The organism is Streptomyces sp. NPDC020489, assembly GCF_044386545.1.
Classification (GTDB): Bacteria; Actinomycetota; Actinomycetes; order Streptomycetales; family Streptomycetaceae; genus Streptomyces.
Genome location: NZ_JBIRUZ010000007.1, coordinates 300,248 through 320,188, shown reverse-complemented (window position 1 = coordinate 320,188; position 19,941 = coordinate 300,248). Strand labels below are relative to the sequence as shown.

The following is a 19,941-nucleotide window of genomic DNA, read 5'->3' as shown; positions in this document are numbered from 1 at the left end:
TTTCACGTGAAACATCACGAGCCTCCTCCAACTGTTGGGCATGCAAGAGGGGCCGTATCCGACGGGATACGGCCCCTCTCACAACTGCTCAAGCCGAACGCAGCGATCAGGCCGCGACGACCTCGATGTTGACCTTGGCGGCAACCTCGGGGTGCAGACGCACGGACGTCTCGTGAGCGCCGAGGGTCTTGATCGGCGCGCCGAGCTCGATGCGGCGCTTGTCGACCTCGGGGCCACCGGAAGCCTTGATCGCCGAGGCGATGTCGGCCGGGGTGACGGAACCGAAGAGACGACCGGCGTCGCCGGAGCGAACAGCCAGACGGACCTTGACGGCCTCGAGCTGGCCCTTGATCTGGTTGGCCTGCTCGATGGTCTGGATCTCGTGGATCTTGCGAGCACGACGGATCTGCTCGACGTCCTTCTCGCCACCCTTGGTCCAGCGGATAGCGAACTTCCGCGGGATCAGGTAGTTGCGAGCGTAACCGTCCTTGACGTCAACGACGTCGCCCGCGGCACCGAGGCCGGAGACCTCGTGGGTGAGGATGATCTTCATGAGTCGGTCACCCTTCCCTTATCGCGCGGTGGAGGTGTAGGGCAGCATCGCCATCTCACGGCTGTTCTTGACAGCCGTGGCGACGTCACGCTGGTGCTGCGTGCAGTTGCCGGTCACGCGGCGGGCACGGATCTTGCCGCGGTCGGAAATGAACTTCCGCAGCATGTTCGTGTCCTTGTAGTCCACGTACGTGACCTTGTCCTTGCAGAAAGCGCAGACCTTCTTCTTAGGCTTGCGCACAGGCGGCTTCGCCATGGTGTTTCTCCTGTGTGATCAAGAAGTGGGAGTGAGCCCCTAGAAGGGGGGCTCGTCCGAGTAGCCGCCGCCGGCGCTGCCGCCGCCGGAGTTTCCACCCCAGCCGCCGCCACCGCCGCCGCCCTGCTGGCCACCGGCGGGAGCGCCGCTGGCCCACGGGTCGTCAGCGGGAGCGCCGCCGCCCTGCTGGCCGCCGCCAGAGTTTCCACCCCAGCCGCCGCCACCCTGGCCGCCACCGCCGCCGCCGTAACCGCCCTGGCCACCACGCCCGGCACCGCCGGCCGTCTTGGTGACCTTGGCCGTGGCATTGCGCAGGCTGGCGCCGACTTCCTCGACGTCCAGCTCGTAGACCGTGCGCTTGACGCCCTCACGGTCCTCGTAGGACCGCTGCTTCAGCCGGCCCTGCACGATGACGCGCATGCCTCGCTGGAGCGACTCGGCGACGTTCTCCGCCGCCTGACGCCAGACCGAGCAGGTCAGGAACAGGCTCTCGCCGTCCTTCCACTCGTTGGTCTGACGGTCGAAGGTGCGGGGGGTGGACGCGACACGGAACTTCGCGACCGCCGCACCGGAGGGGGTGAAGCGCAGCTCGGGGTCGTCGACAAGATTGCCGACGACCGTGATGACGGTCTCGCCTGCCATGGGGAACCTCTCGGCGGGTTTGCTGCTCTGGCTGCTTGGTTGCTGCTACTCGAATCCCGAGATCAGCTGAGCGGGGAAGCTCAGTGGGTCTCGGGACGGAGGACCTTGGTCCGGAGGACCGACTCGTTCAGGTTCATCTGGCGGTCGAGCTCCTTGACGACCGCAGGCTCGGCCTGCAGGTCGATGACCGAGTAGATGCCCTCAGGCTTCTTCTTGATCTCGTACGAGAGACGACGACGGCCCCAGGTGTCGACCTTCTCGACCTTTCCGTTGCCCTCACGGACGACGGAGAGGAAGTTCTCGATCAGGGGGGCGACAGCGCGCTCCTCCAGATCGGGGTCGAGGATGACCATCACCTCGTAGTGACGCATGTGGAACCCACCTCCTTTGGACTCAGCGGCCACGGTCGTTCCGTGGCAGGAGGGTCGTGATGCGTAAGCAACGGTATCGGCCGCCACTGACAATCGGGGCTTCCTCGCGGTAGTCCCGGTCGTGACATGGGCAGACACCGGTGCAGAGGGTACAGAGTACCCGCACCCTGGCTTCCGGTTGAAATCCGGCCGCCAGGACCGACAATCTGTACACATCGGGTGTGTATGGCGCTACGATGCGCCGCCTTTCGCAGGAGGTGCCCTATGGCACAAGCATTGCGACCCAACACCGTCGGAGGCCTGTTCGCCACGGACGGCAAATCCCACCCCCTCCAGGACACCCTGCTCGCGGTGACCCTGGTCCTGGGGATCACATCGTTCGTCACGGCGATGTTCCACAACCTGCATCTGCTCAGTTCCTGGGCCGGGCTGGTGGGAATCCTCACCGGCGCCTACGGCCAGTGGATCTCGGAGACGACCCGTGAGCGCTTCGGACTGATCCTCGGTCTCGGCGCCTCGGCGATCGGCTTCTTCCTCGGCATGGCGCACGGCGGCCTCTTCGGTTGACGCCCAGGGCACCGTCCCTCTGACACCACACAAAGCACCACGGAACGCCCCGGCGGCCCATGAGCCGGGGCGCAGGTGCCGTACGCCCAGTCGGGGCGCTCGTCAGGCGCAGTAGGCTTCGGCGCGAGAGCCGGAGCCCCTGTACCCATGGGGACACACCAGCCCGAGGAGCGCCCCGAATGAGCCTGACCCTGAGGACGATCAGCCGCGAGCAGCATCTGGCATACATCCAGAGCCTGCCGGCGGCGAGCCACATGCAGGTTCCGGCCTGGGCAGACGTCAAGGCGGAGTGGCGCTCCGAGAGCCTCGGCTGGTTCGACGACAAGACCGGCGAGATGGTGGGCGCAGGGCTGGTTCTCTACCGTCAGCTGCCCAAGATCAAGCGCTATCTCGCCTATCTGCCCGAGGGCCCGGTCATCAACTGGTTCGCACCGAACCTGACCGACTGGCTGGAACCGATGCTCGCCCACCTCAAGCACCAGGGCGCGTTCTCGGTGAAGATGGGCCCGCCGGTCATCATCCGGCGCTGGGAGGCCACGTCGATCAAGGCCGGCATCCAGAACCCGGACGTGAAGCGGCTGCGCGACATCGAGGCCGACTTCATCGAGCCGCGCGCCTTCGAGGTCGCCGACAAGCTCCGCCGAATGGGTTGGCAGCAGGGCGAGGACGGCGGCGCCGGATTCGGCGACGTCCAGCCCCGCTACGTCTACCAGGTGCCGCTGGCGAACCGATCCCTGGAAGAGGTCCACAAGAACTTCAACCAGCTGTGGCGCCGCAACATCAAGAAGGCCGAGAAGGCCGGCGTCGAGGTCGTCCAGGGTGGCTACCACGACCTCGAGGAATGGCAGCGGCTGTACGAGATCACGGCCGTGCGCGACCACTTCCGGCCCCGCCCGCTGTCGTACTTCCAGCGCATGTGGACGGCCCTCAACACCGAGGACCCCAACCGCATGCGGCTGTACTTCGCCCGCCACAACGGCGTGAACCTGTCGGCGGCGACCATGCTGATCGTCGGCGGGCACGTCTGGTACTCCTACGGCGCCTCCGACAACATCGGCCGCGAGGTCCGGCCCTCGAACGCGATGCAGTGGCGGATGCTGCGCGACGCCTACGCGCTCGGCGCGACCGTCTACGACCTGCGCGGCATCTCCGACTCGCTGGACGAGACCGACCACCTGTTCGGCCTGATCCAGTTCAAGGTCGGCACCGGCGGGCAGGCGGCCGAGTACCTCGGCGAGTGGGACTTCCCGCTCAACAAGCTGCTCCACAAGGCGCTCGACATCTACATGTCGCGCCGCTGAACCCCGCCCGTTTGCTTCCATAGCTTCGGGGGCTTCGACTCGTTCGTTCGCTTCCATACCTCTGATACACCGCAGCCACGAGAAAGGTTCCAGGTCCGGCCATGGCGCTCACGCTCTACGTCGACACCGCGCGCTGGCGTGCGCACCACAAGCACGTGCAGGACCAGTTCCCAGGGCTCGTCCCGGTCTGCAAGGGCAACGGCTACGGCTTCGGGCACGAGCGGCTGGCGGAGGAGGCCACCCGGCTCGGTTCGGACGTCCTCGCGGTCGGCACGACGTACGAGGCCGCGCGCATCAAGGACTGGTTCGGCGGTGACCTGCTGGTGCTGACGCCGTACCGGCGCGGCGAGGAGCCTGTACCGCTGCCCGACCGGGTCATCCGCTCGGTCTCGTCCATCGACGGGGTCTACGGTCTCGTGGGCGCCCGGGTGGTCATCGAGGTGATGTCCTCGATGAAGCGGCACGGCATCAGCGAGCAGGACCTGCCGCAGCTGCACGCCGCCATAGAGAACGTCCGCCTGGAGGGCTTCGCCATCCACCTGCCGCTGGACCGCACCGACGGCTCGGATGCCGTCGAGGAGGTCATCGGCTGGATGGACCGCCTGCGCGCGGCCCGGCTGCCGCTGCACACGATGTTCGTCAGCCATCTCAAGGCCGAGGATCTCGCGCGCCTGCAGCAGCAGTTCCCGCAGACCCGCTTCCGCGCCCGCATCGGCACGCGGCTGTGGCTGGGGGACCACGAGGCCACCGAGTACCGCGGCGCGGTCCTGGACGTCACCCGCGTCAGCAAGGGCGACCGGTTCGGCTACCGCCAGCAGAAGGCGGCCTCGGACGGCTTCCTGGTCGTCGTGGCGGGCGGTACGTCGCACGGCGTGGGTCTGGAGGCCCCCAAGGCGCTCCACGGCGTCATGCCGCGCGCCAAGGGCGTCGCCCGCGCCGGCCTGGCCACGGTGAACCGGAACCTTTCTCCGTTCGTCTGGGGCGGCAAGCAGCGCTGGTTCGCCGAACCGCCGCACATGCAGGTCTCGATCCTGTTCGTCCCCTCCGACGCCCCCGAGCCGACGGTGGGCGAGGAACTGGTGGCCCATCTGCGGCACACCACCACGCAGTTCGACCGGATCGTCGACCGCTGAGGACCGTAAGGACCGGCTGAGCAGCCGTACGCAACCAGCACAAAGGCCGTGCACGGAATCCCGTGCACGGCCTTTCGCGTGGACTCCCTACGCCGTGTTCGCTCAGAGCGAACTGTCCTTGGAGGAGTCCGCCTCCCGCTCGCCCCACTCCACCGGCGTACCGCCGAAGTGAGCGGCGTGGCGCGGGGGATGGGCCGCGGGGCCGAGGACGAACACGTCCTCCGCGCCGTCGAGCACGCCCCCCGAAGGGTCGTCGTCGCCGGCCCGGCGCACCACGTCCCGTTCCGGCATCCAGATGTCACGCACCACCACGGCACACAGGTACAGCGTTCCGAGCAGATGCAGGGCGATGGCCCAGTGGTAGCCGTCCTGGGGAAGGCCCTTGTGGGCGTCCCCGCTGGTCGTGTACGCGAGATACATCCAGATCCCCAGGAAGTACGCCACCTCGCAGGCCTGCCAGATCAGGAAGTCCCGCCACCTGGGGCGGGCCAGCACGGCGAGGGGGACCAGCCACAGGACGTACTGCGGCGAGTAGACCTTGTTGGTGAGGATGAACGCCGCGACGATCAGGAAGGCCAGCTGGGCGAAGCGCGGCCGGCGCGGGGCGGTCAGCGTGATCGCCGCGATGCCTGCGCAGGACAGCAGCACCAGCAGCGTGGCCAGCGTGTTGACCGTATCGGTCTCCAGCGGGTCGGAGGAGTTCTGGGCGAGGATCAGCCAGAAGGAGCCGAAGTCGACGCCGCGCTCCTGGCTGAACTCGTAGAACTTCGACCAGCCGTCCCAGGCGAGGAGCATCACCGGAAGGTTCACGACCAGCCAGGAGACGGCGGCACCCCCCAGAGCCTTCCCGAAGTCCCGCCACTTGCCCGCGCGCCAGCAGAGCACGAACAGCGGGCCGAGCAGGAAGACGGGATAGAGCTTGGCGGCCGTGGCGAGGCCCAGCAGGACACCGAAGGCGAGCGCGCGGCCCCGGGACCACATCAGCATCGCGGCGGCCGTCAGGGAGACCGCCAAGAGGTCCCAGTTGATGGTGGCGGTCAGCGCGAAGGCGGGCGCCAGGGCGACCAGCAGACCGTCCCAGGGACGCCGGGCGTGCGTACGGGTCACGCAGACGGCGATGACGGCCGCACAGGCCATCAGCATCCCCGCGTTGACCATCCAGTACCACTGCTCCTGGTCCTGGATGCTGCCGCTGCCCGGCGTGAGCCAGGAGGCGACCTCCATGAACACACCGGTCAGCACCGGGTATTCGAGGTACTCCATGTCGCCGTCGAGCTTGTCGAAGTACGGCACGAGCCCATCGGCGAAACCGCGCCCCGCGTAGAGGTGCGGGATGTCCGAGTAGCAGGCGTGGGTGTACTGCGAGCTGGCGCCGAAGAACCAGTCGCCGTTGTAGCAGGGCGCCTTCTGGATCAGGCCGAGGGCGAACATCCCGATCGCCACGAGCGCGATCACCCGCACGGGAGTCCACCAGGACGTCCCGAGCAGCGCACGCCGCCCGATCGGACCACCGATCAACTCACTACCGCTCGCGGCGATCTCGTCGTCCTTGGTCGGCCGCACCGAGTCCGGCTCGTGCACGCTCGCTTGCGTCGATTCTGCGCTGGGCATGGGGCACATCCTGCCGTACGCGCCTAGGAACACGCCGAGGGCCGCCGCACCTGGTGGATGCGGCGGCCCATGTTTCACGTGAAACACCCTCGACGGACGATAGGGCGGCTAACCGGTCGAACCTCCGAAGATGCCCCCATTGCCATTGCTGTTGCCCCGGGTGGTGTCCGACTCCGTGGCCGTCGGAGTGGAGCTCACGCCTCCGTCCGTGGTGCCGCCGGAGTTCGCCCCGCCGGTGTCCTCGCACTGGAAGCCGAAGCAGCTCTCCGACACCGAGGGCGAGGGAGCACTGATGCTCGGGCTGGGCGTCTCGCTCGGCGTCTCACTGGGCGTCGGACTGGGCGTCTCGGAGACGGTGGGAGTCGGGGACGGGGCGCCCTGCTCGTCCTGGATCTCGCCGATCTGCTCAGCGTCCGGGAAGCCAGGGTCACTGGCCCCCTTCAAGGCGGCCTTCATGTACTCGGTCCAGATGGACGTCGGGATGTCACCACCGTGGATGGAGTCCTCACCCGCCGTGCCGTTCATGGAGAGCAGCCTGCTGCTCTTCGGGTCCTCCCGGAACATCGCGATCGACGTCGACAGCTGCTGGGTGTAACCGACGAACCAGGCGGACTTGTTCTCGTCCGTGGTACCGGTCTTGCCGGCCGCCGTACGGCCCAGCGCCCTCGCGTTCTTACCCGTTCCGTTCTCGATGACGTTCTCGAGTACGTCCGTGACGTTGTGCGCCACGTTCTCGGGCATCGCCAGCGTGACCTTCGGCTTCTCGAAGCCCGGCAGCTCCTGGCCGTCCTTCTTGACCTGGGTCACGGAGTACGGGTCGGCGTGCTTGCCCGAGGCCGCGAAGGTGGCGTAGGCGTCCGCCATGCGAATCGCGCTGGGGGTCGACGTACCGAGGGAGAAGGAGGCGTTGGGGGTCTGCGGCATGCTCTCGTCCAGGATCCCGGACTTCTCCGCGACGTTCCGCACCTTGCTGAGTCCCACGTCCATGCCGAGCTGCACGAACGGCGTGTTGACGGACTGCTCCATGGCCTTGCGCAGGGAGATGTAACCCCAGGGATAGTCGCTCTCGTTCTCCTGGTAGAAGACCGAGTTGTCCTTCTTCAGGACGTAGCTGCCGTCGTTGTTCCGGATCTTCAGATGGTCGTTGCCGTTGTACTTGCTCAGCGGCGAGACACCGACGTTCGGATCCTTGTAGGTGCCGTACTCCATCGCGGCGGCGAGCACGAACGGCTTCCATGTCGAACCGACGGGCACGCCCGAGGTGTTCGCGTTGTTGTTGAAGTGGCCGTTCTCGTAACCAGCGCCGCCGTACAGCGCGACGATGGCACCGTCCTTGGGCCGCACCGACGCCGCACCGAACTGGACGTGCTTGTCCAGGTCGCGCTTCTTCGGGTCGATCTTCTCTTTCTCGATCTTCTTGACGGCTGCCGAGAGGGCGTCGACCTTGGGCTTCTCGAAGGTCGTGTAGATCTGGTAGCCGCCCTTGTCGAACTCGGTCTGCGAGATCTTCGAGTGGGAGAGCACGTACTTCTTGGCCGTGTCGACGAGGTAGCTGACCTGGCCGGTCATGCCCTTGGTCGCCTTGAGGCCCTGGGGCGTGGGCCACTTCTTGATGGCCTTCTGATACTCGGCCTCCGTGATGCGCTTGTCGTCGTGCATCTGCTCCAGGATCCAGGCCCAGCGCTCCTTGGAGCGCTTGGTGTTGGCCTCCTTGGTCGCCGACGGGTCGAAGCTCGTGTTGTCCACCGGGTCGTAGTACGTCGGACCCTTGAGCAGCGCGGCGAGGAAGGCGCACTCGGAGACCGAGAGGTCCTCGGCGTCCTTGCCGAAGTAGGTCTGCGCGGCGGCCTGGATGCCGTAGGCGCTACGGCCGTAGTACGAGGTGTTCAGGTAGCCCTGGAGGATGTCCTGCTTGGTGAGCTTCGTGCCCACCTTTATGGAGATGAACATCTCCTTGAACTTCCGGGAGACCGTCTGCTCCTGGCTCAGGTACGTGTTCTTCACGTACTGCTGGGTGATCGTCGAGCCACCCTGGGTGTCGCCGCCCCGGGCCATGTTGGCCAGTGCTCGCGCGATGCCCATGGGGTCGACGCCCGAGTCGGAGTAGAAGCTCTTGTTCTCGGCCGAGATCACGGCCCACTGCATGGCCGAGGGAATCTTGGAGATGTCGACGTTCTGCCGGTTCACGCCACTGCCGGTGGCGACCATCCGGGAGCCGTCCGCCCAGTAGTAGACGTTGTTCTCCGACTTGGCGGCGGCGTTCTCGTCGGGGATGCCGACCATGGCGTACCCGATCCCCGCGATCGCGACCAGACCGCCGAGGAACGTCAGACACAGTCCGGACACGAGCCGCCAGGACGGCACCCAGCGCTGCCAGCCGTACTTGCCGGCCCGCGGGTAGTCGACGAACCGCTTCTCGCTCGAGGCGGAGGCTCGGCCCCGTCCAGGTCCGCTCGGGCCGCCCGGGGCCCCTCGCCGGGCGCCACGGCCGGTGGGCTCGGGCGCTCTGCGTCGGCTGCCCCCGGATCTCTGTGCCGCGCGTCGGGCCTCGGCCCGGCTGCTGTACGGCCGCTCCTCGCCGCCCGGCCCGTAGGAATCCGACCCGTACGCGTCGGATGGAGACCCGGTGGCGCCACGCGGTGCCGCACGGCGGCCGGAGGACGAGCCGGACTGGCCGCGTCGGGCCGCGGCACGTCCGCCTCCCTGCGGCTGCGGCGGTTTGCGACGGTGCTCGCTCATCGAACGACTACTCCTCGGGCAGGCGCACCCGTGCGCGCCTGGAAACAGCGGCTGGTTTCCGGTCCCCCCGAAGTACGGATGGCGACGCTTGCGCATTCACCCGTACTGCACCGGGGACGACGACGCCCCCAGGCGTCACTTGGTTCCCGGTGGTGTGCATGCCGCACAGACTACGCACCGTCAAAACCCGCCGAGTCCTGAAGGTCACCCCAAATCAGGCAACTCGCCTCCAACGAAACGGTGATGTGATCCCGTTCACCGTCCCCCCACTTGTCGCATCCGGAAGGTCGTTCTATCGTCTGGATGTATCGAGTCGATACATCAGAGCGACATAAGCGGGCCGAAGGCCGAGAGGAGGCGATCATGAGCCGGCGTTCCGGGATCCTCGAGTTCGCCGTACTCGGTCTCCTCCGCGAGTCCCCGATGCACGGCTACGAGCTGCGCAAACGACTCAATACGTCGCTGGGCGTGTTCCGTGCGTTCAGCTACGGCACGCTCTACCCCTGCCTCAAGACGCTGGTCGCCAACGGCTGGTTGATCGAGGAACCGGGGAACGCTCCTGAGGACGCCCTCGCCGCATCGCTGGCAGGACGTCGCGCCAAGATCGTCTATCGGTTGACGGCGGAAGGTAAGGAGCACTTCGAGGACCTGCTCTCGCAGACCGGCCCCGATTCCTACGAGGACGAGCACTTCGCCGCGCGTTTCGCCTTCTTCGGGCAGACGTCGCGCGACGTACGCGTACGCGTGCTGGAGGGCCGCCGCAGCCGGTTGGAGGACCGGCTGGACAAGATGCGCGTCTCCTTCGCGCGCACCCGGGAGCGCCTCGACGACTACACGCTTGAGCTCCAGCGCCACGGAATGGAGTCCGTGGAGCGCGAAGTGCGCTGGCTGAACGAGCTCATCGAGAGCGAGCGGGCCGGACGGGACCTCAAGGGGTCCGCTTCCGGGGGGTCCGCTCAGCCCTCTCAGCAGAACAACACATCTGGAGCGCCGGGCAACCTGCCACGGTCCGGGGACACCCCCCGGCCCGATACGCCCGACGACACCACCACGTGAGCGCCCAGTCAGGGCCTCACTCATACACACAGGGAGCAACCGGAATGGGTTCGGTCCGCGTAGCCATCGTTGGCGTGGGCAACTGCGCCGCGTCGCTGGTCCAGGGAGTCGAGTACTACAAGGACGCCGACCCGGCGTCCAAGGTCCCCGGCCTCATGCACGTCCAGTTCGGCGACTACCACGTCGGTGACGTCGAGTTCGTCGCCGCCTTCGACGTCGACGCGAAGAAGGTCGGCCTCGACCTCTCGGACGCCATCGGTGCCAGCGAGAACAACACCATCAAGATCTGCGACGTCCCGAACAAGGGCGTCACGGTCCAGCGCGGCCACACCCTCGACGGTCTCGGCAAGTACTACCGCGAGACCATCGAGGAGTCCGCCGAGGCCCCGGTCGACGTCGTCCAGGTCCTCAAGGACAAGCAGGTCGACGTTCTCGTCTGCTACCTGCCGGTCGGTTCCGAGGACGCGGCGAAGTTCTACGCCCAGTGCGCCATCGACGCCAAGGTCGCCTTCGTCAACGCCCTTCCGGTCTTCATCGCCGGCACCAAGGAGTGGGCGGACAAGTTCACCGAGGCGGGCGTCCCGATCGTCGGCGACGACATCAAGTCGCAGGTCGGCGCCACCATCACGCACCGTGTGATGGCCAAGCTGTTCGAGGACCGCGGTGTCCGTCTCGAGCGCACCATGCAGCTCAACGTCGGCGGCAACATGGACTTCAAGAACATGCTGGAGCGCGACCGCCTCGAGTCCAAGAAGATCTCGAAGACGCAGGCCGTCACCTCGCAGATCCCCGACCGTGACATGGGCGCCAAGAACGTCCACATCGGTCCCTCGGACTACGTGGCCTGGCTCGACGACCGCAAGTGGGCCTACGTCCGCCTCGAGGGCCGTGCCTTCGGCGACGTCCCGCTGAACCTGGAGTACAAGCTCGAGGTCTGGGACTCCCCGAACTCCGCGGGTGTCATCATCGACGCCCTGCGCGCCGCGAAGATCGCCAAGGACCGCGGCATCGGTGGCCCGATCCTGTCGGCGTCCTCGTACTTCATGAAGTCCCCGCCGGTCCAGTACTTCGACGACGAGGCCTACGCCAACGTCGAGAAGTTCATCAAGGGTGAAGTCGAGCGCTAAAGGCGCCGCGGCTCATTGAAAATCGCTCCTGCCAGGGCTGTGTCGAGGGTCCCCGGGTGGTATCGCCCGGGGACCCTGTCCTTATGTGAGGCTGTGCGCCATGGCCGTCGTACGTGACCTGCGCGTCCTGCTGCGCTTCCAAGGCTTCAGGCGCCTGCTCGCCGTACGTCTGCTCTCCCAGGGCGCCGACGGCGTCTACCAGGTCGCACTCGCCGCCTACGTCGTCTTCTCCCCGGAGAAACAGACCTCGGCCACGGCCATCGCCTCCGCCATGGCCGTCCTGCTGCTCCCCTACTCCCTGGTGGGCCCCTTCGCCGGCGTCCTGCTGGACCGCTGGCGCCGCCGCCAGGTCTTCCTCTACGGCAATCTCGTCCGCGCCCTGATGGCCGCGGCGACCGCCGTCCTGATGGTCAGCCACGCCCCGGACTGGCTCTTCTACGCCTCCGCCCTGTGCGTCACCGCCGTCAACCGCTTCGTCCTGTCGGGCCTGTCCGCCGCCCTGCCCCGCGTGGTCGACGACGAACGCCTGGTCCTCGCCAACTCCCTGTCCCCGACGGCAGGCACCCTCGCCGCGACCGCCGGGGGCGGACTGGCCTTCCTCGTACGCCTGGTGGTCGCCGACTCCGACGCTGCCGTGGTCCTGCTGGGCGCCGCCCTCTACCTGTGCGCCGCGCTCGCATCGCTGCGCATGTCACGCGAGCTTCTCGGTCCCGACCGGGAGTTGGTGCGCCCGCACCTCTCGGCGGCGCTCTCCGGCACCGCCCGCGACCTGGTGGCGGGCGTCCGCCACCTGGCCTCCCCGCCCCGCCGACGGGCCGCCCAGGCGCTCGGCGCGATGACGCTGATGCGGTTCTGCTACGGGGCCCTGCTGGTCATGCTGCTGATGCTCTGCCGGTACGCGCTCTCCTCGACCACCGACGACGGCCTGGCCCTGCTGGGGCTGGCGTTGGGCATCTCCGGTGCGGGCTTCTTCGTGGCTGCCGTGGTGACCCCGTGGGCGACGGGACGGCTGCGCCCCGGCCGCTGGATCGCCGTGTGCGCGGTGTCCGCGGCGGTCCTGGAACCGGCTCTCGGTCTCCCCTTCACCGTCGCGCCCATGCTGGCAGCGGCGTTCGTCCTGGGCCTGACCACCCAGGGAGCGAAGATCGCGACCGACACCATCGTGCAGTCCTCGGTCGACGACGGCTTCCGGGGCCGGATCTTCTCCGTCTACGACGTGCTCTTCAACGTCGCCTTCGTCGGTGCCGCCGCCGTGGCCGCCCTGATACTCCCGCCCGACGGTCGCTCCGTCGTGCTGGTGGTCACGGTGGCCGTTATCTACGGAGCGATTGGGGCGGCTATGTTCCGCTTTGAACGTCCGTAAGTGTCACATCAATGCCACAGAGCCCCCCTGGATTGCTGGAGTGTCAGTGGAGCCCGGTAACTTACGTGCGTCTTACGCGCTCCTTAGGTGCGTCACATACCCATGTTCTAGGGGGATCCCCGCATGTCCACTCCGCCGCCCCAGGGCCAGAACCCGTACGCCCAGGGCCAGCAGCCCCAGGCCCCGTACCCGCCCCAGGGCGGCAACCCCTTCGCTCAGGGCCAGCCGGGCGTCCCCCCGCAGGGCACCGCGCCGTACGCGCCGGTTCCGCCGGCTCCTCCCTCCCGCCGCTTCGGCAAGAAGGCCTTGCGTATCGTCGGCTTCATCGTCGTCGCGATACTCATCGCCGGCGGCAAGTGGTTCTTCAGCAAGACCGACGCGGAGACCACGTCCGTCGGCAGCTGCATGCACAACGAGGGCACGCAGATCAGCCCGGACCTGAAGACGGTTGACTGCACCTCGTCCGACGCTGAGTACAAGGTCGTCGAGAAGTTCGACGACACCAGCGACGACAGCAAGTGTGAGGCCGTCAAGACTGCGGAGATCTCGTACTACCAGACGGGCGACGGCCACGACGTGGTTCTCTGCCTGAAGGAAGTCAAGTAACGCGCACCTTCGCTTTGAGGGGTGATGTTTCACGTGAAACATCACCCCTCAAGCGTTGCCTGGAGAAGGCTTGACGGCAGCGGGGCATGTTTCACGTGAAACATGCCCCGCTTTCACCGCCTCAGCCTTGCTCGGTCCACCACTCCTTGAGCGCCTTGGCCGCGGCCTCTTCGCCCATCGGCCCGTTCTCCAGGCGCAGTTCCAGCATGTGCTTGTAGGCACGACCCACGGCGGGACCAGGCCCCACGCCGAGGATCTCCATGATCTGGTTGCCGTCCAGGTCCGGGCGGATCGCGTCGAGCTCCTCCTGCTCCTGGAGCTGGGCGATCCGCTCCTCCAGACCGTCGTACGCACGGGACAGTGCGGCCGCCTTGCGCTTGTTGCGCGTGGTGCAGTCCGAGCGGGTCAGCTTGTGGAGACGGTCGAGGAGGTGGCCGGCGTCACGGACGTAGCGGCGGACCGCGGAGTCCGTCCACTCGCCCATGCCATAGCCGTGAAAGCGCAGGTGGAGTTCGACCAGACGTGAGACGTCCTTCACCAACTCGTTGGAGTACTTCAGCGCCGTCATGCGCTTCTTGGTCATCTTCGCGCCGACCACCTCGTGGTGGTGGAACGAGACCCGGCCGTCCTTCTCGAAGCGACGCGTGCGCGGCTTGCCGATGTCGTGCAGCAGGGCGGACAGGCGCAGTACCAGGTCGGGACCGTCCTCCTCCAGCGCCATCGCCTGCTCCAGGACGATCAACGTGTGCTCGTAGACGTCCTTGTGCCGGTGGTGCTCGTCGCTCTCCAGACGCAGAGCCGGGAGCTCGGGCAGGACATGGTCGGCGAGGCCGGTGTCGACCAGCAGCGTGAGGCCCTTGCGGGGGTGTGCGGACAGGACCAGCTTGTTCAGCTCGTCCCGCACCCGCTCGGCCGAGACGATCTCGATCCGCCCGGACATCTCCTTCATCGCCGTGACGACCTCGGGGGCCACCTCGAAGTCGAGCTGGGCGGCGAAGCGCGCGGCCCGCATCATCCGCAGCGGGTCGTCCGAGAAGGACGCCTCAGGCGTACCCGGGGTGCGCAGGACACGCTCCGCGAGGTCGTCCAGGCCGCCGTGCGGGTCGATGAACTCCTTCTCCGGCAGCGCGACCGCCATCGCGTTCACCGTGAAGTCCCGGCGGGCGAGGTCCTCCTCGATGGAGTCGCCGTACGACACCTCGGGCTTGCGCGAGGTCCGGTCGTACGCCTCCGACCGATAGGTGGTCACCTCGATCTGGAAGCTTCTGACGGCGTCTCCGACGCGGGCGTCCTTCTGCACCCCGACCGTGCCGAAGGCGATCCCGACCTCCCACACGGCGTCCGCCCACGGGCGCACGATCTTCAGTACGTCCTCGGGACGGGCGTCGGTCGTGAAGTCCAGGTCGTTGCCGAGCCGGCCGAGCAGCGCGTCCCGGACCGAGCCGCCGACCAGGGCGAGAGAGAACCCGGCCTCCTGGAAACGGCGGGCAAGGTCGTCGGCGACAGGAGCGACCCGCAGCAGTTCACTGACCGCGCGGGACTGCACCTGGCTCAGGGCGCTGGAGGTGTGTTCGTTGGCGTTCGGCACAACAGAAGAGGGTACGTGGCCCCGGCGATCCCGAGCGCCTCCATTAAATCTGCACAGACGGGTACGCGGCGCCGTCGCCCCGGACGTACGGAATCGCTCCCCTTTATACGCCCACATACGGGACGCCCCCGGCCCTTCCCCCGATCTTGTGGAGCAGTCCGCGGCACTTCCCCTCAGCGGGCATCGTTACGATGCGTGGACGCACATTCCGACGACCACTGACGACGACGAGGGACGGGCGAGCGCGTGGCCGAGGCGGCAGACTTCCAGGGAACGAGTCCCTCACCTGCCCGTCGCTGGCTGCGGCGCACCGGAGCCCTGCTCGCCGGGACACCCCTGCTGGCCGGCCTGCTTCAGCTGCCCGCCGCGCCCGCGGAAGCCGCGTCCGGCACCGGCACGGTGGCCGTCTCCCTGGACTCGCTCACCCCCAGCGTCCCCACGGACGGCGACACGCTGACCGTGTCCGGCACCGTCACCAACCAGGGCAAGCAGGCGGTCACCGACGCCCAGGTGGACCTGCGCGTGGGGCCCGAGGTGAATACGCGTTCGGCGATCGACACCATCTCCGGGCGCACCGACTTCCAGCCGGGGCTCGACGGGGACATCGTCGGCGGCAAGTACGCCGAGAAGTTCGCCAAGCTCACCCCTGGGGTCGCCCAGAACTTCAGCATCTCCGTGCCGGTCGACGAGCTGGACCTCGGTTCGGACGGCGTCTACCAGCTCGGCGTCTCCCTGACCGGTGAGACCGCCGCACAGCAGTGGCAGCAGGTGCTCGGCATCCAGCGGACGTTCCTGCCCTGGCAGCCCGAGGACGCCGACAGCAAGACGAAGACGACGGTCCTGTGGCCGCTGGTCTCCACGGCCCACATGACGGCGGAGACGGGGTCCAACGAGCAGCAGACGCCGGTCTTCCTCGACGACGACCTCGCCAAGGAGATCGCCCCGGGCGGCCGTCTGGAGCAGATGCTGTCGCTGGGCAAGCAGCTGGACGTCACCTGGGTGATCGACCCGGACCTGCTGGCGTCCGTCGACGCGATGACGCGCGCCTACCGCGTCGAGTCGGGCGGCGGCACCGTGGCCGGGACGCATCAGCGGGTCGCCATGGACTGGCTGGCCGAACTCCAGGAAGCGGTCGCGGACAAGGAGATCGTCGCCCTCCCCTTCTCCGACCCCGACCTGGCCTCCCTCGCCCACAACGGAACCTCCGTCACCGGCTCGCTCAACCACCTCAAGGAAGCCACCGACGCCGCCATCACCACGGTGAGGACGGTGCTGCACGTGACGCCGAACACCGACTTCGCCTGGCCCGTCGAGGGCGCCGTGGACCCGTCGATCGTCAAGGTCGCCACCTCCGCGGGCGCCGACAAGGTGATCGCCCGCAGCGACAGCCTGCAGGAGCTGGGCGGGCTGACCTACACGCCCTCCGCGGCCCGCCCCATCGGCGGCGGAACCACCGCGGTGGTCGCGGACGCCCGGCTGTCCACGGCCTTCCAGGGCGACCTGACGAAGGCGTCCACGGCCACGCTCGCCGTACAGAAGTTCCTCGCCTCGAGCCTTGCGCTCAACGTGCAGACCGACAAGCAGCGCAGCATCGTCGTCGCCCCGCAGCGGATGCCGACGGCGAGCCAGGCGCGGGCGATGGCCGATGCCGTGTCCGCCCTCCAGGACGGGGACTGGTCACGGTCCCAGGACCTCACGGCGGCGGCCGCCGCGAAGCCGGACACGAGTGCCACCACCAGGGTGCCTGCGGCGTCCGCCTACCCGTCCGTGCTGCGCAAGCGGGAACTGTCCAAGGCCGCCTTCGAGGAGATCGCGACCACGCAGGCCGAGCTCAACAAGTTCAAGGTCATCCTCAGTGACCAGTCGCGGGTGGTGACCCCCTTCGGGCGGGCCATGAACCGTGAGATGTCCACGTCGTGGCGCGGGCGTGCCGCCGAGGCGCAGCGCTACCGCACCAGCGTGAAGGTCTACCTCGACTCCCTCACCGACCAGGTCAAGCTGATCGACAAGTCGGAGACCAAGCTCTCCGGACGCAGTGCCACGATCCCGGTGACCGTGCAGAACAACCTGGTGCAGGGCGTCGAGCACCTCGTGCTGCGGCTCACCTCCACGAGCCCCAACCGTCTCAAGATCGGCGACGGCGACTACCAGGAACAGCAGGTCGAGGTTTCCGGCGGGCACAGCCAGTCGGTGAAGTTCACCACCTCGGCCCAGGCCAACGGTCGGGCGACGGTCACCGCGCAGCTGTACACGGAGGACGGCCAGGCCTACGGCGATCCGGTCCAGTTCGACGTCAGGGTCACCGAGTTCACGGCCACGGTCATGCTGGTCATCGGGGGCGGCTTCCTCCTGCTCGTCCTCGCCGGCTTCCGGATGTACACGCAGCGCAAACGCGCCGCCGCGCGGGAAGCCGAGGAGGGCGGCCCGGACGAGGCCGACGAGGTCGCGGACGCCACGGAGAACCCCGAGGCCCCCGAGGACCGTCCCGCGGAGGAGTCCGGTACCCGGCTCGACGCGGACGACCCGCAGCAGCCGAGTGACCCTGCACCGGACACCGCAGCGGAAAGCGCCGACCCGTCCGGCACGGGTGAGAGAGTGGACCGTTGAGGATGTCGAGGCCGCCGATGGGCCCGGGACGATGAGGTGGGGTAACCATGAACGCGCCGTACGACGGTGACCGCGGCCAGGCCGCGGACAGCCCGGGCCACCCCGAGGGTCCGCCGCCCGACCACGGCCAGGTACCGCCGCAGCCCCCCGCGGACATGTACCTCCAGGACGCCTACGAGCAGGACCCCTACCGGGCGCAGGACCTCTCCGCCCAGGACCCGGTCGCCGAGGCGCTCTACGACCGCGCCGCGCACCCCCCGCCGCCCCCGGGCACGTACCCGCCGCAGCAGCCGCTGTACGCGCAGCCCCAGCAGTCCCCGTACGCCCCCGACCCGCATGTGTGGGCCCAGACCCCGGCGCCCGAGCCGTCCGGTCCGACCCAGTACCTGCCGTACGGCGACGACCCCCGCACCACCCAGTACGTCGGTGTCGACGACCTCGTCACGCACTCCGCCGAGGAGCGGCACGAGCCGGACGCCTTCGCCCACCTCTTCCGGGACCAGCAGGAAGGCGGGTTCCGGGACGGCCGCTCGCCCTACCGGTCACCGTCGGTCCCCGGCCCCTCCCCGGCGCCGGTGCCGGGCGCCGAGCCGCCCATGCCGCCCTCCGCGGACAGCACGATGAACCTGGGTACCGCGCCCGTGCCGCCTCCGGCCGCGCAGGTCCCGTCGGCTCCGTCGAGCAAGGGCGGGAAGGCCGCGGGCCTGCTGAAGTCGAGCGCGGTGATGGCGGCGGGCACCATGGTGTCGAGGCTCACCGGATTCGTCCGCTCGGCGATGATCGTCTCGGCGCTCGGTCTGGGCCTGCTGGGTGAGTCCTTCCAGGTGGCCTACCAACTGCCGACGATGATCTACATCCTGACCGTGGGCGGCGGCCTCAACTCCGTGTTCGTCCCTCAGCTGGTGCGTTCCATGAAGGACGACGAGGACGGAGGCGAGGCGTACGCCAACCGGCTGCTGACGCTCGTCATGGTCATCCTCGGCGTGCTCACGGTGCTCGTCATGTTCGCCGCGCCGCTCCTGGTGCGGGCTCTGTCGAACCCGCTGGCCAGTAATCCCGCGGCCAACGAGACCGCCGTCACCTTCACCCGGTACTTCCTGCCCTCGATCTTCTTCATGGGCGTCCACGTGGTGATGGGCCAGATCCTCAACGCCCGCGGCCGGTTCGGCGCCATGATGTGGACGCCGGTCCTGAACAACATCGTCATCATCGTGACGCTCGGCGCGTTCCTGTGGGTGTACGGCACGTCCGAGCGCTCCGGGATGACGGTCCAGAACATCCCGCCCGAGGGCGTCCGACTGCTCGGTGTTGGCGTCCTGCTCGGCCTCGTCGTGCAGGCCCTCGCGATGATCCCTTACCTGCGTGAGACCGGCTTCAAGGTGCGTCTCCGCTTCGACTGGAAGGGTCACGGCCTCGGCAAGGCCGCGATGCTCGCCAAGTGGACGATCTTCTTCGTCCTCGCCAACCAGGCCGGTGCCCTTGTCGTCACCCAGCTGGCCACCGCGGCCATCACGGACTCCGGCGTCCCCGGCACCGGCTTCAGCGCTTACGCCAACGCCCAGCTCATCTGGGGCCTGCCGCAGGCCATCATCACCGTCTCCCTGATGGCCGCCCTGCTGCCCCGTATCTCCCGCTCGGCCGCCGAGGACGACGCGGGTGCCGTGCGCGACGACATCTCCCAGGGCCTGCGCACGACAGCGGTGGCGATCGTGCCGCTCGCCTTCGGGTTCGTCGCTCTCGGCATCCCGATGTGCACCCTGATCTTCGGCTCCTCGGGCGCCGACCAGGCCACGAACATGGGCTTCATGCTGATGGCCTTCGGCCTCGGCCTGATCCCGTACTCCGTGCAGTACGTCGTCCTGCGCGCGTTCTACGCGTACGAGGACACCCGGACGCCCTTCTACAACACGGTCATCGTGGCGGCCGTCAACGCCGCCGCGTCCGCCGCCTGTTACTTCGTACTGCCGGCACGCTGGGCGGTCGTCGGTATGGCCGCCTCGTACGGCCTCGCCTACATGATCGGCGTCGGTGTCGCCTGGAGCCGTCTGCGCAAGCGGCTCGGTGGTGACCTGGACGGCGCCCGTGTCATGCGGACGTACGCCAGACTGTGCATCGCCTCGGTGCCGGCGGCCGTCCTCAGCGGTGCGGCCTGCTACGGCATCGGCCACACGCTCGGCCAGGGCGTCGTCGGCTCCTTCGCCGCCCTGCTCGTCGGTGGTGTGGTCCTGCTCGGGATCTTCTTCGTGGCGGCTCGCAAGATGCGTATCGAGGAGCTGAACTCCCTGGTCGGCATGGTGCGCGGGCGGCTGGGGCGCTGATAAGGGGGTACGCGCACAACCATCGCCCGCCACCGTGTGTCGTGCATAGCGGCGGACTGTGGGCACAATTGGGTTCGGCGTCGGACGGCGCGCACGTAGGTCGG

General features: G+C 68.1%; 16 protein-coding genes. 9 read left to right on the top strand and 7 right to left on the bottom strand.

Annotated elements, in window-relative coordinates:
• Positions 1–106: 106 nt before the first annotated feature.
• From rplI to rpsF, 4 genes are all read right to left on the bottom strand, one after another.
• Positions 107–553, bottom strand: a complete 447-nt coding sequence (gene rplI / locus ACH41F_RS21185; protein ID WP_391233494.1) for a 50S ribosomal protein L9 — start codon at positions 551–553, stop codon at positions 107–109.
• 18 nt (positions 554–571) lie between these two features.
• On the bottom strand, positions 572–808 hold the full coding sequence (rpsR, locus tag ACH41F_RS21180; protein ID WP_398836918.1) for a 30S ribosomal protein S18: 237 nt from the start codon (positions 806–808) through the stop codon (positions 572–574).
• Positions 809–847: 39 nt separating this feature from the next.
• Positions 848–1,450: a single-stranded DNA-binding protein gene (locus tag ACH41F_RS21175; protein WP_391233493.1), complete on the bottom strand. Its 603-nt coding sequence runs from the start codon at positions 1,448–1,450 to the stop codon at positions 848–850.
• Positions 1,451–1,530: 80 nt separating this feature from the next.
• Positions 1,531–1,821 carry a 30S ribosomal protein S6 gene (gene rpsF / locus ACH41F_RS21170; protein ID WP_005482942.1) on the bottom strand — a complete coding sequence of 97 codons (291 nt, stop codon included), beginning with the start codon at positions 1,819–1,821 and terminating at the stop codon, positions 1,531–1,533.
• Positions 1,822–2,085: 264 nt separating this feature from the next.
• On the opposite strand from rpsF, the gene ACH41F_RS21165 reads away from it, so the two are divergent.
• From ACH41F_RS21165 to ACH41F_RS21155, 3 genes are all read left to right on the top strand, one after another.
• Positions 2,086–2,388: a hypothetical protein gene (locus ACH41F_RS21165; RefSeq protein WP_391233492.1), complete on the top strand. Its 303-nt coding sequence runs from the start codon at positions 2,086–2,088 to the stop codon at positions 2,386–2,388.
• 179 nt (positions 2,389–2,567) lie between these two features.
• Positions 2,568–3,689 (top strand): peptidoglycan bridge formation glycyltransferase FemX, encoded by a 1,122-nt coding sequence (gene femX / locus ACH41F_RS21160; RefSeq protein ID WP_391233491.1) that lies wholly within the window; start codon positions 2,568–2,570, stop codon positions 3,687–3,689.
• Positions 3,690–3,790: 101 nt separating this feature from the next.
• Positions 3,791–4,822 (top strand): alanine racemase, encoded by a 1,032-nt coding sequence (locus tag ACH41F_RS21155; protein WP_391233490.1) that lies wholly within the window; start codon positions 3,791–3,793, stop codon positions 4,820–4,822.
• A gap of 102 nt (positions 4,823–4,924) precedes the next feature.
• Here ACH41F_RS21155 and ACH41F_RS21150 read toward each other — a convergent pair whose 3' ends face one another.
• Together ACH41F_RS21150 and ACH41F_RS21145 are read right to left on the bottom strand one after the other, a co-directional pair.
• Entirely contained in the window at positions 4,925–6,433 is a 1,509-nt protein-coding gene (locus ACH41F_RS21150) for a glycosyltransferase family 87 protein (protein ID WP_398836916.1), read from the bottom strand.
• Positions 6,434–6,541: 108 nt separating this feature from the next.
• Positions 6,542–9,172: a transglycosylase domain-containing protein gene (locus tag ACH41F_RS21145; protein ID WP_398836915.1), complete on the bottom strand. Its 2,631-nt coding sequence runs from the start codon at positions 9,170–9,172 to the stop codon at positions 6,542–6,544.
• A gap of 363 nt (positions 9,173–9,535) precedes the next feature.
• Here ACH41F_RS21145 and ACH41F_RS21140 point away from each other — a divergent pair, with 363 nt between their 5' ends.
• The 4 genes from ACH41F_RS21140 (at position 9,536) to ACH41F_RS21125 (ending at position 13,324) form a co-directional block, all read left to right on the top strand.
• Positions 9,536–10,228 (top strand): helix-turn-helix transcriptional regulator, encoded by a 693-nt coding sequence (locus ACH41F_RS21140; RefSeq protein WP_391233487.1) that lies wholly within the window; start codon positions 9,536–9,538, stop codon positions 10,226–10,228.
• A gap of 44 nt (positions 10,229–10,272) precedes the next feature.
• On the top strand, positions 10,273–11,355 hold the full coding sequence (locus ACH41F_RS21135; RefSeq protein WP_391233486.1) for an inositol-3-phosphate synthase: 1,083 nt from the start codon (positions 10,273–10,275) through the stop codon (positions 11,353–11,355).
• A 100-nt stretch (positions 11,356–11,455) separates the two neighbouring features.
• Positions 11,456–12,718 (top strand): MFS transporter, encoded by a 1,263-nt coding sequence (locus ACH41F_RS21130; protein WP_398836913.1) that lies wholly within the window; start codon positions 11,456–11,458, stop codon positions 12,716–12,718.
• Between the two features lie 123 nt (positions 12,719–12,841).
• Positions 12,842–13,324, top strand: a complete 483-nt coding sequence (locus ACH41F_RS21125) for a hypothetical protein (RefSeq protein ID WP_391233484.1) — start codon at positions 12,842–12,844, stop codon at positions 13,322–13,324.
• A gap of 121 nt (positions 13,325–13,445) precedes the next feature.
• On the opposite strand, the gene ACH41F_RS21120 is transcribed toward ACH41F_RS21125, so the two are convergent.
• Positions 13,446–14,912 carry a CCA tRNA nucleotidyltransferase gene (locus ACH41F_RS21120; RefSeq protein ID WP_398836911.1) on the bottom strand — a complete coding sequence of 489 codons (1,467 nt, stop codon included), beginning with the start codon at positions 14,910–14,912 and terminating at the stop codon, positions 13,446–13,448.
• Positions 14,913–15,158: 246 nt separating this feature from the next.
• On the opposite strand from ACH41F_RS21120, the gene ACH41F_RS21115 reads away from it, so the two are divergent.
• Positions 15,159–17,519 carry a DUF6049 family protein gene (locus ACH41F_RS21115; protein WP_398836909.1) on the top strand — a complete coding sequence of 787 codons (2,361 nt, stop codon included), beginning with the start codon at positions 15,159–15,161 and terminating at the stop codon, positions 17,517–17,519.
• A 47-nt stretch (positions 17,520–17,566) separates the two neighbouring features.
• The gene (gene murJ, locus ACH41F_RS21110) at positions 17,567–19,837 is read left to right on the top strand and encodes a murein biosynthesis integral membrane protein MurJ (protein WP_398836907.1); all 2,271 of its coding nucleotides are present in this window, start codon (positions 17,567–17,569) and stop codon (positions 19,835–19,837) included.
• The last annotated feature ends 104 nt before the right edge of the window (positions 19,838–19,941 follow it).

Coding starts and splice junctions, on each gene's coding strand:
- ACH41F_RS21125 (WP_391233484.1), top strand. CDS start 12,842: ATGTCCACTCCGCCGCCCCAGGGCCAGAACCCGTACGCCCAGGGCCAG.
- ACH41F_RS21150 (WP_398836916.1), bottom strand. CDS start 6,433: ATGCCCAGCGCAGAATCGACGCAAGCGAGCGTGCACGAGCCGGACTCG.
- rplI (WP_391233494.1), bottom strand. CDS start 553: ATGAAGATCATCCTCACCCACGAGGTCTCCGGCCTCGGTGCCGCGGGC.
- ACH41F_RS21145 (WP_398836915.1), bottom strand. CDS start 9,172: ATGAGCGAGCACCGTCGCAAACCGCCGCAGCCGCAGGGAGGCGGACGT.
- ACH41F_RS21135 (WP_391233486.1), top strand. CDS start 10,273: ATGGGTTCGGTCCGCGTAGCCATCGTTGGCGTGGGCAACTGCGCCGCG.
- murJ (WP_398836907.1), top strand. CDS start 17,567: ATGAACGCGCCGTACGACGGTGACCGCGGCCAGGCCGCGGACAGCCCG.
- ACH41F_RS21155 (WP_391233490.1), top strand. CDS start 3,791: ATGGCGCTCACGCTCTACGTCGACACCGCGCGCTGGCGTGCGCACCAC.
- ACH41F_RS21175 (WP_391233493.1), bottom strand. CDS start 1,450: ATGGCAGGCGAGACCGTCATCACGGTCGTCGGCAATCTTGTCGACGAC.
- ACH41F_RS21140 (WP_391233487.1), top strand. CDS start 9,536: ATGAGCCGGCGTTCCGGGATCCTCGAGTTCGCCGTACTCGGTCTCCTC.
- femX (WP_391233491.1), top strand. CDS start 2,568: ATGAGCCTGACCCTGAGGACGATCAGCCGCGAGCAGCATCTGGCATAC.
- ACH41F_RS21130 (WP_398836913.1), top strand. CDS start 11,456: ATGGCCGTCGTACGTGACCTGCGCGTCCTGCTGCGCTTCCAAGGCTTC.
- rpsF (WP_005482942.1), bottom strand. CDS start 1,821: ATGCGTCACTACGAGGTGATGGTCATCCTCGACCCCGATCTGGAGGAG.
- rpsR (WP_398836918.1), bottom strand. CDS start 808: ATGGCGAAGCCGCCTGTGCGCAAGCCTAAGAAGAAGGTCTGCGCTTTC.
- ACH41F_RS21165 (WP_391233492.1), top strand. CDS start 2,086: ATGGCACAAGCATTGCGACCCAACACCGTCGGAGGCCTGTTCGCCACG.